Genomic DNA, 15,114 nt, shown 5'->3' on the forward strand with positions numbered 1-15,114 from the left:
ACACACCAAAGACTGTTAGCATGAGTTCTACCGAAAATAACAGTACTGCTTTTTCTGCCGAAGGAACCATTGCAACATCTATAACAACATTCTACACACATTGGGATACTAATTATTTATACATAGGCTGGTCTGAAGGACAAACAAATTACTCTTCAGATTTATATTATGTAGCCATTGATACCAATCCTAACACAGCATCAGGAACTAGCAATGCTATAGAAGGAGTCGGTTTTGCTACAGGAAACAGCTTACCTGATTATTATGCTGTATTTGAAAACAATTCATCTTTTTATGGCATACCTGCAAGTAATGGTAATGCAATTGAACTCTATGACGGGACTTCTGGCACATGGAATTTTGTAAGCAGAATTGATGGAAATGACAATATCGAATCGAAAATAGATTTTCAAAATTCACCAAATGGCGAAGTACGTATCAGAATAGCTTGGTCTACTATTGGATTTACTCCTGGAAACAACAAACCTTTAGGGATTACTTACTGGACCAACAATAGTAATGGAAATTTTATGTGGTCGAGATTTCCAAACTCAAATCCTGCAACGGGATCAACTTCAAAAACTTTAACTCACCAAATCATCTTTAACTCAACTGGATCTGGTGTGAACCCATCAGCATCTTACTATGAAAATTCATTTTCAGAAAACACCAAATATGCATCTAATAATGATGGAAATTGGAATGATATAAACAACTGGATTTATAATGGAATTCCAACAGATGGTGGAGACATCACTGTAAATAATGACTTAACTTTAGATATCGACGCCTCACTTGATTCAGCTACAATTAACGCTGGTTCTAGTATTACGATTAATTTGGGTACAACATTAGCAACAACTGATGGTTTAACCTTAGAATCTACATCAAATAGTTATTCTAGCTTACTTCCTAACGGTACAATCTCTGGTCCTGTCACCTATAATCGCTATGTAAACAGTAATGCTGAAACTGGAGGAAACGACTTAATTAGTGCTCCTGTTACAGGACAAGCTTTTGATCTGTTTATTGACAATAATCCAAATATTTTAGCAGAACCAGACCCTGGAATTCGTGTCCTATTTGGAGGGTTTAACATCAATGATAATGCTTACGAATTATGGGATGAAACAGACACAACTCCATTAGCCCCTGGAGCTGGTTATAGAAGCGGTATTGACCCTGCTGCCTCTAGTAATATTGTACAATTTCAAGGTACAGTTAACACGTCTACAATCACGACATCTATTAGTGAAGGTACAGGTAGTAAATGGAATTTAATTGGTAACCCTTACCCATCATACCTCAGCGCTCAAGGTTTTTTAGCTCAAAATTCAAGTTTACTAGACCCTGCAGCTACAGCTATTTACGGTTATAATGATGATACCGATGCTTTTGCTGGTGGAAAATATACAATCATCAACAATTTTAGTACTTATAACTTAACTCCTGGACAAGGTTTCTTTGTAGCCTCTAATGCTACTGGAGGTACAGCTGAATTTCAACTTTCTATGCGTTCAATTTCTGGAGGTGATGACTTTATACAAGGAAGGGAAACTAATGTTGTTACGAACTTAAAATTAATGCTTAGCAATACCAGTGATAGTTTTTTAACAGATATTTATTTCTCTGAATTCTCAACGTTAGGCTTAGACCCTGGCTATGACGCCTCACTTTTTGGTGGAGTTGCTCCTGCGTTTTCTATTTATTCTCATTTGGTTGAAGAAAACTCTGGGGTTCCTTATGGTATACAAGCGGTTGGTGAAACCGATTATAATGATGTCACTATACCATTAGGTGTCAATGCTAATCAAGGAGAGCAAATCACATTTACAATAGACTCGTCAACAATACCAAGTTCTGTTGATGTATATCTTGATGATACTGTTGCAAGTACATCCACCTTATTAAATTCGATGGACTATATTTTAACTCCAAGCACAAATCTCTCTGGTACTGGGCGTTTCTTTTTAAGGTTTACTGATTCATCATTATCAACTCAAGAAAACGATTTTGAAAACATTCTAATTTATACATCCAGACCAACTAAAACTATAAATGTTCAAGGTGTGTTTACTCAAGCCACAACACTTCAACTTTATGATATACAAGGTCGATTGGTAAAAACAAGTAAAATAGATAATACATTAACTGAAAACCGAATTGATATTTCTAACGTAAATACAGGTGTATATATAGTAAAACTTGAAAACAGTAATAGAATAGTTACTCAAAAATTAATTATTCAATAGTTTTACATCAAATTAAAGTTAATTAGTGATTTAATAATATAATTTTATTATTTTTGACCCCAATTATATTACGTAATGAACAGAAATAGTCCTCAAAATAAGATTACTCGTAAGGAAGCCATGAAAAAAATGGGCAGGTACGCTGCACTCACTGCAATGGGTACTTTTCTTATACTTAACCCAAAAAAGGCTCATGCATCTTCTCCACCTGATCCAGGAGGAAACCCTTTTGATTAATTATTAAATTTTACTTTGAAAACGGATTTAGCTCCGAAGTACATTAAATCTATTGGAAATGAAACTTCTATTCTATGGTTTCAACATTCTAACAGATATGTTGTGGTGTCTGAAAGTTTGCTTACACTAATACACTTGTTTTTTAGTGCAGAGGATTCCTTATCTTATATTAAAACATTACAAGATTCACTTCATTTGGATGTCACAGAAAGTAAAGCTATCTATGATGACATTTCTAGCTTTATAAAAGAAGCCAACCAATTCAGCACACCTGATGAAGATCTTAATCTGCGTTTAGACATTCCTTTACCAAGTTATACAAAGACTTATATTTTTGGAGACAAAACAATCACTATTAATTTTGAATCAGACATTTTAAAAGATTTAATTCATCCTCAAATTGCGCATCATGCTGTTGCCAACCAAAATGAAGGTGATACTGTTTTTGATATTTTTAAAACTGATGATGATCTACATTTATACAAAGACAAAAATTTAGTTGGATCTTACAAAACTTCAATGTTTCATTTGCTTCAGGGTCGATTTGCTTTAGAACTAACTAACGAGATTCATCACAAATCGATAGACAACTGGATTGCCACATTTCACGCTTCAACAATTACCAACGGAAATGAAGCAATTATGATTATAGGAGACTCTGGAAATGGTAAAAGTACCCTTTCAGCTATATTAATGGCTAATGCTTTTGACCTACTTGCAGATGACTTCACTCCGCTTCATCAAGACACAAATCTATACCGATATCCAGCAGCTGTTTCAATTAAAAAAGGTGCCTTTGAAACTTTGAGTCCGATTATAAAACACTTTGATTCTTTTGAAGTCATAACCAATGGTCCCAAAAAGGTTAATCTTAAATATGTTCCGCCAATTTCAGATTTCAATCAAAGCAAGCCTTTTGTAAAATGCAACAAAGTGGTGTTTGTAAAATATGATTCTGAAAGCCCTTCTTCATTACAAGAAACATCTTTGGATAATATTCTAAACACTTTAATTCCTGAATCATGGGTTTCACCGGAGGAAACTCATGCTCTACAATTTATAAACTGGTTAAAAACGTTACAATGTTACGAGCTTAATTACTCTGATAACGATTTTGCAATCTCTAAATTTAAAGCACTTTTTAATGAGTAAACTTTTGTTTGTTTACTTTTGAAATGTCAAACACCTTTAGATTGTCTTCAACTAAAACCACATATAAAGATACACTGTCATTAATTGCCGAAATTTTAAGTTTCAGCAACTCAACCACCCAGTTAAGACATAAACTTGAATCAGAGCCAATCAATTGGGACAAGTTTGTAGAACTCTCCAGTGGCCAATTGGTTTTAACAACTTGCTATTGCAGGCTAAAAGAAAAGCAGTTGTTAGATCTTATTCCTAATGATTTAGTGTTATATTTAGAAGAACTAACATCAATTAATAGAAACAGGAACTTAACATTAATAAATGAAATTAAAGCTATCACGCAAGCTTTCGATGTACATAATATAAATTATGTATTACTAAAAGGCGCTGCCATATTAATAGGCCATCAATTAAAGGACTTGGGAGAACGTATGGTTGGAGATGTTGACATATTGGTCACTCCCGATCATATTTCAGAAGCATACCAATTGATAAAAGACTTAGGATACAATCAAAGTAAAGGCTTTAATTATGATGTGACAAATTTCAGACACTTACCCAGACAATTTACAGATGATAAAATGGCTGTTATTGAACTCCATAGTTCGATACTCGATTTAAAATTTAAGCATCTTATTGATGAAGACTTAATTTTCAATACTAAAATTAAACATCAGGATGGTATAATCCCGAGTGCTTATGCTATGAATATTATTAATATTATGGGGCTTCAGATCAATTCGAAGGGCTATCAATATAAACATTGGTTTTTACGAAACTTGTATGACAGCTTGGTGTTGAAATTAGATCAGCAAACCGATTTGCTAAATGATTACAAAAACAATAAATATTTCATCGACTACTTATCTAAATATCATGCTGTTTTTAAATGTTTGCCTTTAACTGTTTCCAATAGAAAGTTAAATAGACATATACGCTATTATGATTTCAAGTTTAGGCAGTTTTGGTTGCACCAAATAATCTATAAAACAAGTTATATTTTTTATAGTATTTATGACAGAATCACCTTGTTTTTAAACAACTCCAGTTATAGATCTCACGTATTGAAACGTTATATTTCAACATCAAAGGTGTAAATTTATAACAACTCTGAAGGTAAGATTATCCATATTTTAAGTCATACTGCTTTATGCTTTGTATAAATTACGTGATATTTAGTAAATGAGCTAATTAATTATTAAAAAACGAACGCTCTTTATTTAAAAAATTATAACTTTGGCTTTTTATTTTGAGACTCGAGTTTTAAATAACTGTTTTTAAAATATTTTAATTTTTTTAAATATGAAAAAGATAATTTTGCTGGTATTTTGTTTTGTAGCTATTGGTTTAGACTGCAATTCACAATCTTTAACAAAAAGTCAAATTAGAGGTGAAGACACTTGGGTTGTGAGTGTAGGTGTTAATGCCATAGGTAGTTTAGGAACCAGAAACCCTGTAAAAGACTTAGGTGACTTCCAGTTTAAACGCCCTCTTGCTATTGCTGTTCAACACAGATGGTCTAGAATTTTTTCTATTGAGCAAGATTTCACTATGAATCGCTTTACTGAGAATACTATTATAGATGGTAATCCAGTTCCTGAAGACTATAACTATTACTCAACTAACACGTATCTTAAATATTATATTTCTGATGATTTATTCCGAACAGCGACCTGGTTTGATTTATTTATTGGTGGTGGTTTAGGTGTGTTCTCAATAGATGAGTTTAACACCTCTGCAAATGCTGTTATTGGTGGTACGTTTTGGATTAACGATAAAATTGGTATCCGTTTACAAGGTGTTGGTAAGTTTGCTTTTAATCACAAAGACAATTTATTTGACAATAATCACTTACAATATATGTTACAAGCAGTATTTAGATTATAACTAGTATTGCGCATAATTAAAGTTTAACATTTCCCTAGTTTTATTATATATTCTAGGGAATTGTTGTTTAAAATCATCAGGACTTTCTATAAATGTTTCAATGATAACGGCTATAAATTCAAAATGATTTGTAAACGCGTAAGGCCTGAAATACTTTGAAGCAATTAACTTTTGACGCAATAATGCTTCCGCAGACAATAAATCAGTAAGTTCGCTAAACGCTCTTTTAAATATCAGTGAGCTCACATCGTTATTTTTAAGACTATTAATATGAATGGCGTGAGTGAATTCATGAATCCCCAAGTTTATATTATCATCTTCGATATCATAACCTTCTAAAAAGTCTTCCCAAGATAACACCAAAGCTTTAAGTTTTGGATTCAATTCGCCTTTGTGATGCGTTTCGTTTGAAGTCGAATAGTACTTTCCTGGATAGATAATAATTTTATCTATTAACTCTATTTTATAATTTCTAAACCCAAAAGTTAGCATAATAGCAGTAGCAGATATTAAAACTTCCATTTCTGTCGTCACTTGCAAATTCTCCCTCCCTAAAAACTGTTTGTCTTTTAGGAATGTAGCTAATCTATGCTCAAATTGAATTTTTTGCTTTCTATTTAATCTGTTATAAAAACTGAATTTTCGCTGTAATATATATCGCTCTTTAGCTTTTAGCTGCCTTTTAAACATGTATAAATGCACAAAAAACGGGCGCTTATATTTTATAGCATACTGCTGTTCAAAAAACATATAAAACCTTGAAAACACTACGCCTGCCATACCAGCAAAAAACACAGCTAATCCTAAAATTCGAAATGTAGGTGAAATCTCTTGATCTTGAAATAAGGCTATAATCATTATTTAAATATACTGAATATTTGTTGGCTTGAAAAGAACAAGACTTCCTCAGGTTTCAACTTAAGCAAGCCTGATTTTAGAGGATTGAATCGCCTTGCTCACCTTTCCTCAAAGCTTCGCTTTGAAAATAAAAAACCTAAGCTTATAAATTCAAGCTGTTTGTATTCTGAAATACAAATATTATGGCGGATTGACTCACTTTGTTCGTCATTCCTCAAAGCTCCGCTTTGAAAATAAAAAACCTAAGCTTATAAATTCAAGCAAGCTTGATTTAACACTTAGGTTTTTTATTTATTCGTGACCTCGAGAGGATTCGAACCTCCAACCCTCAGAGCCGAAATCTGATATTCTATCCAGTTGAACTACGAGGCCAAAACTTCCTGCAAAAAAGCAGGATGCTATTTTTTTAGTATGATTACGACAATTTAGCTTTGACTATAGCTGAAATGGTCTTACCATCGGCTTGTCCTGCAAGTTCTTTGCTTACAATTCCCATGACTTTCCCCATATCTTTCATTCCTTCAGCTCCAACCTGATCGATAGTCATTACTACCACTTTCTCAATCTCTTCTTCACTTAAAGCTTCTGGTAAAAATTGACTAATGACTTCTGCCTGGTCTATTTCTGGTAGCGCCAAATCCTTTCTGTCTTGTTCCAAATAAATCGCAGCACTATCTTTACGTTGCTTTACCAGTTTAGATAAAATTTTTATCTCTTGCTCTTCAGATAATGTTCCGCCTTCTCCTGATGTTTGTGCTAATAACAATTCAGATTTTATAGCTCTTAATGCTGCTAAAGCCGTTTGATCCTTCTCTTTCATTGCTGCTTTCATAGCAGTCATTACATCATTTTGTAAACTCATAATAAGTGTTTTTATTTGAATTACGAAGATATGAAAAAACTCAATCCTTTTTGCAGTAATATGCAATAGGAATAAAACATAAAAAACCCGAAAAGTCTATGATAACTTTTCGGGTTTGACAAAGTGTGAAACACTAAACTAAATTTGCTACTAATCTACGTTGTCGTGTAAAAATGAATTGTTACTTCTCAATTGAATATCATCGTTTTCATCTATAGAAACAGATGTTCTGGAAGCGTTGGTTTCTGATGAATGCTGTGCATCCTCTAAATTCACACCTTGTCTTTTATATGCAGGTTCTTTTTCAATTTCATCTATTTTCGCTGTATTGAACTTGTAATTGAAATCTTTCATCTTACGACGCCTTTCATCAGCTCTTTCTTTTAGCAATTCTGAAATCGGACTGTTCATTGGATCAATTTCTTCTCCGACTTGCGCTTCACTAACCTCAGATTCTACCACTTTTTTCTCAAATACTATCTCCTCTTCAACTTCAGGTTGTGACTTAACTTTAGCTTCACTGTCATTCATTGCCGACTCGTAAGTCATAAAATCATCTAAAGCATAACGCTTCTCTCCTTCTTCATTAGCTTCGGTCACCGGAATGACTTCAACATGCTCCTTAACTTCCATATTATTAAGGTCTTCATCTAAAGCAAATACGGTCTTCTCCTCTTCTTCTACTTTATTTTCAGGTGCAGCTTCGTCTTCAGAAGCACCAAAAGATAACGGCAAATCGAATGTTAATGTAATTTGTTCTTCTTCAACCTCTTCTACAACTGGCTTTTTGACCTCCTGAACCGGAGTAATCACAAAGTCTTCCTCCTGAACTTTATGATCTAAAACCTCATCATAAACCACATTTATATTTTTGATAATATCAGTAGTGGCGATTAAATCGGTTTCAAAATTATCAGACACGTCTGAGAGATCATCCTCATCATCTAAAAGTGTATGCACGACAACCTTAGGCTCAGACTCTTCTTTTTCGAGAATAATATCTGGTCTGATGATAGCTGGATCGTTATCTTTTACATGAACATCATCATTTCTGTCATCCTCTAAAGCATGAACAACTTTCTTTTGTTCGGTATTTGAAATTTCATGTTGTTGGTCTAAATCAAAACCCGTAGCAATAATGGTTACCGAAATTGATTCTTGTAAAGACTCATCTTCACCAACACCCATAATGATATTAGCACCATGACCTGCTTCAGTTTGAATATGGTCATTGATTTCACCGATTTCATCAATTGTAATTTCCTGAGAACCTGAAACGATAAGCAACAATACGTTTTTAGCTCCAGTGATTTTATTATCATTTAACAATGGCGAATCTAAGGCTTTCATGATGGCTTCCTGAGCTCTGGTTTTTCCTGAAGCTGTAGATGATCCCATGATAGCAGTTCCACTATTACTCAATACTGTCTTAGCATCGCGTAAATCGATATTTTGAGTATAGTGATGCGTAATAACTTCTGCGATACCTCGAGATGCAGTTGATAATACTTCATCAGCTTTTGAGAAACCTGCTTTAAAACCTAGATTTCCGTATACTTCGCGCAGTTTATTATTATTTATTACAACTAAAGAATCAACATGAGAACGAAGCGTTTCTATACCCTTTTGAGCTTGTTCGTTTCTTGTTTTTCCTTCAAATTGAAATGGCATCGTTACAATACCTACTGTTAAAATATCTAATTCTTTAGCGAGTTTAGCAATGATTGGAGCAGCTCCTGTTCCTGTTCCACCACCCATTCCTGCCGTAATAAATACCATTTTTGTATTGGTATCTAACATACGACGTAAATCTTCTAAACTCTCTACTGCAGCCTGTTCTCCTACTTCTGGATTTGCACCTGCACCTAAACCTTCGGTTAAATTAACTCCTAATTGGATTTTGTTCGGGACACCACTATTTTGTAGTGCTTGGGCATCGGTATTACATATCACAAAATCAACACCTTTAATCCCTTGTAAAAACATGTGATTAATGGCATTACTTCCGCCTCCACCTACTCCAATCACTTTGATGACGTTTGACTGGTTTTTTGGTAAATCAAATGCAATGTTGCCTAACTCATTGTTGTTGCTCATAAAATTTCTTTTACTGTATTTATAATTTATTTTCCCCAAATATCTTCGATAGTCCTACCCAATCGAAGACGTTGATTATATTTATTCTGCGTTATCTAAAAAATCTTTAACGCGCTCTGTTAATTTGTCTAAAAAGGATTTGCGTTCCTTTTTTTGTGCTTCAATCACCTCTTCTTCATGTACAGTAGTTTCTTCAGAATGTTCTGCGACCACATGTTCCATTTCTTCGACTTCTTTCTCAATACGTTTACGTTCCTGACGTTTTAATCCGTCCATCACTAAACCTACTGCTGTTGCAAACAACGGACTCGCAATTTCATTATCGCTATCGCCTGCCAGATGTTCATTTGGATACCCAATTCTGGTGTCCATTCCAGTGATATATTCTACAAGTTGCTTTAAGTGTTTTAACTGACTTCCACCTCCTGTTAATACGATTCCTGCAATTAATTTTTTCTTCTGCTCTTCATGACCATAGTTCTTAATTTCCACATAGACTTGCTCAATAATTTCTACAACTCTAGCATGAATAATCTTAGACAGGTTTTTTAAAGTGATTTCTTTAGGATCACGACCTCTAAGCCCTGGAATAGATACTATCTCATTGTCTTTATTTTCTCCTGGCCATGCAGAACCGAATTTTATTTTAAGCAATTCGGCTTGCTTTTCAATGATTGAGCAACCTTCTTTAATGTCTTCTGTCACGACATTTCCTCCAAAAGGAATAACTGCCGTATGACGAATAATCCCGTCTTTAAAGACCGCTAAATCGGTTGTACCACCTCCTATATCTATCAAAGCAACACCTGCTTCTTTTTCTTCCTGACTCAACACGGCATTTGCTGATGCCAATGGTTCTAAAGTGATCCCTTCAAGTTCTAGACCTGAACTTTTCACACATCGTCCAATATTTCTAATGGATGACACCTGACCGACAACAACATGAAAATTAGCCTCCAGTCGCCCACCATACATTCCGATAGGCTCTTTAATCTCAGCCTGTCCATCGATTTTATATTCCTGAGGCAGCACATGAATAATTTCTTCTCCAGGAAGCATCACTAATTTGTGAACCTGGTTGATTAAGCGATCAATATCTTCTTCATCTATAACCAATTCTGAATTAGCTCTAGTGATATAATCACTATGCTGTAAACTTCTGATATGCTGTCCAGCTATACCAACAGTTACATCTTCAATATGCAATCCAGCCTCTGCCTCAGCTTCTTGAACAGCTTGCTGTATAGACTGAATTGTTTGTGTTATATTATTTACCACACCTCTATGCACTCCCAAACTTTTGGATTTTCCAATCCCTAAAATTTCGGCTTTGCCGTATTCGTTTTTACGACCAATCATCGCCACAATTTTTGTGGTTCCGATATCAAGTCCTACTGAAATTTTATTATTCTCCATCATTTACTTTTTGGTGCAAATCACTTGCTTATCAAATTTTAAATTCACTAGCTCATACGTATCTAGCGTTTTATCTTTCATGGCTTTCTTGTAAAAAGCTTTCAGATTATTTATTTTCTTATCCAATAATTGTAACGTTCCTAAATGGACATTAAAATCATGTGATCTAAATTTCAAGTCAATAGTTTTATCTTGGTTTTGATGAATCTCAACAACATGCTTAAGCAAAAATTCATCGGCTTGAACTTTCGTAGCAATCTCATGTACATTTGCTAAGTCATTCTTATCAATATTACCAGTAACTAAAGGCACGCGTGCAGTATAATTTGTTGATAAAGGCATAAATGAACCTGCTTCATCAATGTAATAAGATGCATTTGTGCTTACTCTTGCAATAGGTTTTTTTTGTTCAATTTCAGCTGTAATTAAGCCATCAACACTCATAAACACTTGTGCCTGCTTAATCATTGGATTAGAGTTTAGGGCAGATTCCAATCCGTTCAAATCTATAATATCTTTAGGCTTATTCGTAACAGTCTCTTGATTTTGTATTAACAATTTACTAACAGTCTCATGAGTCACAAAAAGATGATCATCTCCAATAAATTTTATATCAGGCGCTGCTACTTTTCTTTCCGAATTTCTTACCGAAGAAAAGGCATACAAAAAGCTCACTAAAACCAGTAGCAATCCAACTTTTATGTAGTTATAATTAACTCGCAAGACTCAATCCTTTTTTTATATGTTTTACTTCTTCTCCAATATCTCCTGCTCCAATGGTTAAAACCACTGATGCGTTTTCTGATTTTATTGCTTCAATTAATTCTGATTTTTGAACCAACTTTTTATTTTTATTTTCAATTTTATCTAATAACCATTCAGAATTCACACCGTCAATTGGCAATTCTCTAGCTGGATAGATGTCTAATAAAAAAACGGTATCAAATTGTGATAAACTTTCAGCAAACTCATTAGCAAAATCTTGTGTTCTGCTAAATAAATGTGGTTGAAACACTGCCAGTACTTTTTTATCAGGATACATTTCTCTTACAGCTTGATGTACGGCGTTGATCTCTTCTGGATGATGCGCATAATCATCGATATATACTAAATTATCAGTCTTAACATGATAGGTAAACCTACGTTTTACACCTTTATAAGATGCTAATCCCTTGGCGAGCTGTGGATGAGGGAGTCCGTATTCTACAGACATCGCCAAGGCTATTAATGCATTCGACAGGTTATGTCTACCAGGTAGGCTAAATTTGAAATTTTCTAGTAGTGCATTTGGCGTTTTGACATCAAATACATAACTACCATTTATGATTTTTATATTTTTAACCGAATAATCTGAATCGTCTTCAATGCCATAGGTGATCCCTTTGATTGGCAATCCGTTTTTAACGAACAGTTTTCCGTTAGGTTTTATTTTTTTTGAAAAATCTTCGAACGATTTTACCAGTTCTGAAGCATCGCCATAGATATCCAAATGATCTGCATCCATCGAGGTAATACAAGCAAAATCAGGCGACAAGGTTAAGAACGAACGATCAAATTCATCGGCTTCTACTACTGTGACTTCCGTTCCGTTTAGAATGAGATTAGAATTATAATTTTCGCTTATTCCACCTAAAAAAGCAGTGACTTCTACATTGCACACATTCAACAAATGTCCTAGTATACTTGTTGTAGTTGTTTTTCCGTGGGTACCCGCTACAGCCAAGCAAAAAGTTTGCCTCGTAACCTCACCAAGCAACTCTGAACGCTTAATGACTTTAAATTGATTAGACCTGAAATAATTTAATTCGCTATGTGATTTTGGGATTGCAGGCGTATATACAACTAATGTCGTTTCTGCATCTAAAAACCGATTATCGATATGTGTTACATCATCATCAAAATGAATGGAAACCCCTAAATCTTCAAGCGTATCAGTTAGGTCTGTTTTGGTTTTATCATAACCACCAACATTGAATCCTTTAGCTACAAAGTAACGTGCTAGTGCAGACATACCTATGCCTCCAATCCCAATAAAATAAACGCTATTTGTATGTTCTATATTCATTTAGTGTTGTAACAATTTTTCAACTTCGTCTGCGATATCTTTTGTAGCATTAATTAATGCTAATTTTTTTATGTTTTGCCCTAATTCTTGTCTCTTTTCAAGAGATAACATTAGAGTGTTGAATTGATTTTCAAACACATCATCCAAATCACTTTCTTTAATCATAATAGCTGCATTTTGATCAGCTATGGCTTTGGCGTTTTTGGTTTGATGATCTTCGGCGACATTAGGCGATGGTATAAAAATTACCGGCTTTCCTACGACACAAAGCTCAGACACCGAACTTGCGCCAGCTCTTGATATAATTATATCTGCAGCAGCATAAGCCATATCCATAGCATTTAAAAAGGCATGAACCTGTACATGTTCTAAGTCATCATAATGCTTGTATTGCTGATAATACAACTTACCACATTGCCAAATCACTTGTATGTTTTGTGATTGAAAATAGTCTAATTTCTCCTCTATTAATTGATTGACACGTCTCGCGCCTAAACTTCCGCCCAATACTAAAAGTGTATGCTTACTATGAATTAAGCTAAATGCATCTTTACCTTCAATATGTTTGTTTTCTATATCGAGTAAATCTTTACGAATCGGATTTCCTGTAAGGATGATTTTTTCCTTCGGAAAAAACTGTTCTAAACCTTCATAAGCCACACAAATTTTATCTACTTTTTTTGACAAGAGTTTATTAGTGATTCCTGGATAAGAATTCTGCTCTTGTATCAAAGTAGGCACACCTTTTGACGTTGCTGTTTTTAATAAAGGTCCGCTAGCATATCCTCCCGTTCCAATCACAACATCGGGTTGAAATGTATTGATGATTTTACGCGACTTTAATAAACTAGAAATTAGTTTAAAAGGAAACATGAGGTTTTTAAGTGTTAACTTCCGTTGTATCCCTGAAATCCAAAGCCCTTCAATTTGGTAACCTGCCTGAGGCACCTTTTCCATTTCCATTCGATCTGAAGCACCTACAAATAAAAATTCTGCATCAGGAAAACGAGCTTTTAACTCGTTTGCAATCGCAATCGCAGGATAGATATGTCCACCTGTTCCGCCGCCTGATACTATGATTTTATAATTACTCATTAAATGGTTTCACTTAAAATTTCTAACGGGTTATCTTCATTAAGTTCTTGTTCTTTCATTTGTTCGCGCTTAGCACTTACACTTAAAATAATTCCTATTGCCAGACAGGTCATCCAAATGGATGTTCCGCCACTACTAATTAAGGGTAAGGTTTGTCCGGTAACTGGAAATAATTCTACAGCCACAGCCATGTTTATTAGAGCTTGAAATATAATAGGCAAGCCAACACCTAAAACTAGAAGTTTTCCGAAAACGGTATCCGACTTTTGTGATACGATAACTATTCTAAATAACAGCCAAGAATATAATACCAGTAAAAACAAGCCTCCAATTAAGCCATATTCTTCTATTATAATGGCGAAAATAAAATCTGAAGACGATTGAGGTAACACATTCTTTTGTCGGCTTTTTCCTGGTCCTAAACCCTTTACACCACCAGAGGCTATAGCGATTTTAGCATTTTCAATTTGATAATCGGCTTCGGTATCTTCTCCATTTGCAAAATTTTCTATTCTGCTCATCCAAGTATCGATTCTATTAGGCATAGCATCTGGAAATGCTTTAGCGACCAGTACAAACAGTGCCAACCCTAGTACACCTGTTCCTATAATAACTGCTAAATATTTTAAAGGATAACCTCCAATAAATGAAAGCATCATTACCATTAAAAAGATAATTGCTGTTGTTGATAAATTGGCAGGTAATATCAATATGAGTATAAAAAATACAGGAGCCCAAAGCGGCAATAACGTTTCTACAAATGTTACTTTTTTGTCTTGAATTTTAGACAAATATCGTGCTACATATACCATCAAAACTACAGCTGCTAATGTGGATGTTTGAAAGGACATACCAACAAACGGGATTTGTATCCAGCGACTTGCATTTGCACCTTCAATAGTTGTGCCCTGGAGCATTGTAACAATCAGCAATACAATGACTATTGGAATCATCACCATCGACAAACCTCTGAAATAACGGTATGGAATTTTATGAACGCCATACATAATGGCAAAGCCTAAAAACAAATGCATAAAGTGCTTTACAAAATACCCAAACGTATTTCCTGAGCCACCAACATAAGCTAAATTACTCGCAGCACTATACACAGGAAGAAATGAGAATATTGCCAGTAAAGCAGCAATAGCCCAAATTAACCGATCTCCTTTTATGTTTTTAAATAGTGCTTGCACGTTTTC

At 34.5% G+C, this 15,114-nt stretch carries 13 protein-coding genes and 1 tRNA gene; 5 read left to right on the forward strand and 9 right to left on the reverse strand.

Annotation, left to right across the window (positions count from 1 at the left end; translation table 11 throughout):
- Positions 1 to 20 precede the first annotated feature (20 nt).
- The 5 genes from H7350_RS00340 to H7350_RS00360 all read left to right on the forward strand — a co-directional run bounded on the left by H7350_RS00340 (position 21) and on the right by H7350_RS00360 (position 5,522).
- On the forward strand, positions 21 to 2,252 hold the full coding sequence (locus H7350_RS00340) for a T9SS type A sorting domain-containing protein (RefSeq protein WP_204343885.1): 2,232 nt from the start codon (positions 21 to 23) through the stop codon (positions 2,250 to 2,252).
- A gap of 75 nt (positions 2,253 to 2,327) precedes the next feature.
- Positions 2,328 to 2,489, forward strand: coding sequence for a hypothetical protein (locus tag H7350_RS00345; RefSeq protein ID WP_204343886.1), 162 nt, complete (start codon positions 2,328 to 2,330; stop codon positions 2,487 to 2,489).
- Between the two features lie 15 nt (positions 2,490 to 2,504).
- The gene (locus H7350_RS00350; RefSeq protein ID WP_204343887.1) at positions 2,505 to 3,641 is read left to right on the forward strand and encodes a phosphoenolpyruvate carboxykinase (ATP); all 1,137 of its coding nucleotides are present in this window, start codon (positions 2,505 to 2,507) and stop codon (positions 3,639 to 3,641) included.
- 41 nt (positions 3,642 to 3,682) lie between these two features.
- Positions 3,683 to 4,732: a nucleotidyltransferase family protein gene (locus H7350_RS00355; RefSeq protein ID WP_204343888.1), complete on the forward strand. Its 1,050-nt coding sequence runs from the start codon at positions 3,683 to 3,685 to the stop codon at positions 4,730 to 4,732.
- 205 nt (positions 4,733 to 4,937) lie between these two features.
- Positions 4,938 to 5,522 carry a hypothetical protein gene (locus H7350_RS00360; protein ID WP_204343889.1) on the forward strand — a complete coding sequence of 195 codons (585 nt, stop codon included), beginning with the start codon at positions 4,938 to 4,940 and terminating at the stop codon, positions 5,520 to 5,522.
- Here H7350_RS00360 and H7350_RS00365 read toward each other — a convergent pair whose 3' ends face one another.
- From H7350_RS00365 to H7350_RS00405, 9 genes are all read right to left on the reverse strand, one after another.
- A complete protein-coding gene (locus H7350_RS00365) occupies positions 5,523 to 6,380 on the reverse strand; it encodes a zinc-dependent peptidase (RefSeq protein WP_204343890.1) in 858 nt (285 codons plus the stop codon). It lies immediately after the preceding gene.
- A 298-nt stretch (positions 6,381 to 6,678) separates the two neighbouring features.
- Positions 6,679 to 6,752: transfer RNA gene (locus H7350_RS00370), tRNA-Arg, on the reverse strand.
- 43 nt (positions 6,753 to 6,795) lie between these two features.
- On the reverse strand, positions 6,796 to 7,242 hold the full coding sequence (locus H7350_RS00375; protein ID WP_204343891.1) for a GatB/YqeY domain-containing protein: 447 nt from the start codon (positions 7,240 to 7,242) through the stop codon (positions 6,796 to 6,798).
- Between the two features lie 150 nt (positions 7,243 to 7,392).
- Positions 7,393 to 9,339 carry a cell division protein FtsZ gene (gene ftsZ, locus H7350_RS00380; RefSeq protein ID WP_204343892.1) on the reverse strand — a complete coding sequence of 649 codons (1,947 nt, stop codon included), beginning with the start codon at positions 9,337 to 9,339 and terminating at the stop codon, positions 7,393 to 7,395.
- Between the two features lie 81 nt (positions 9,340 to 9,420).
- Positions 9,421 to 10,755 carry a cell division protein FtsA gene (gene ftsA / locus H7350_RS00385; protein WP_204343893.1) on the reverse strand — a complete coding sequence of 445 codons (1,335 nt, stop codon included), beginning with the start codon at positions 10,753 to 10,755 and terminating at the stop codon, positions 9,421 to 9,423.
- A gap of 3 nt (positions 10,756 to 10,758) precedes the next feature.
- Positions 10,759 to 11,478 carry a cell division protein FtsQ/DivIB gene (locus tag H7350_RS00390; RefSeq protein ID WP_204343894.1) on the reverse strand — a complete coding sequence of 240 codons (720 nt, stop codon included), beginning with the start codon at positions 11,476 to 11,478 and terminating at the stop codon, positions 10,759 to 10,761.
- The gene (murC, locus tag H7350_RS00395; RefSeq protein WP_204343895.1) at positions 11,468 to 12,820 is read right to left on the reverse strand and encodes a UDP-N-acetylmuramate--L-alanine ligase; all 1,353 of its coding nucleotides are present in this window, start codon (positions 12,818 to 12,820) and stop codon (positions 11,468 to 11,470) included. Before murC ends, H7350_RS00390 begins: the two co-directional genes overlap by 11 nt.
- On the reverse strand, positions 12,821 to 13,915 hold the full coding sequence (murG, locus tag H7350_RS00400; RefSeq protein ID WP_204343896.1) for an undecaprenyldiphospho-muramoylpentapeptide beta-N-acetylglucosaminyltransferase: 1,095 nt from the start codon (positions 13,913 to 13,915) through the stop codon (positions 12,821 to 12,823).
- Entirely contained in the window at positions 13,915 to 15,108 is a 1,194-nt protein-coding gene (locus H7350_RS00405; protein WP_204343897.1) for an FtsW/RodA/SpoVE family cell cycle protein, read from the reverse strand. Before H7350_RS00405 ends, murG begins: the two co-directional genes overlap by 1 nt.
- Positions 15,109 to 15,114 lie beyond the last annotated feature (6 nt).

This window comes from Psychroserpens algicola (assembly GCF_014526325.1).
GTDB lineage: Bacteria > Bacteroidota > Bacteroidia > Flavobacteriales > Flavobacteriaceae > Psychroserpens > Psychroserpens algicola.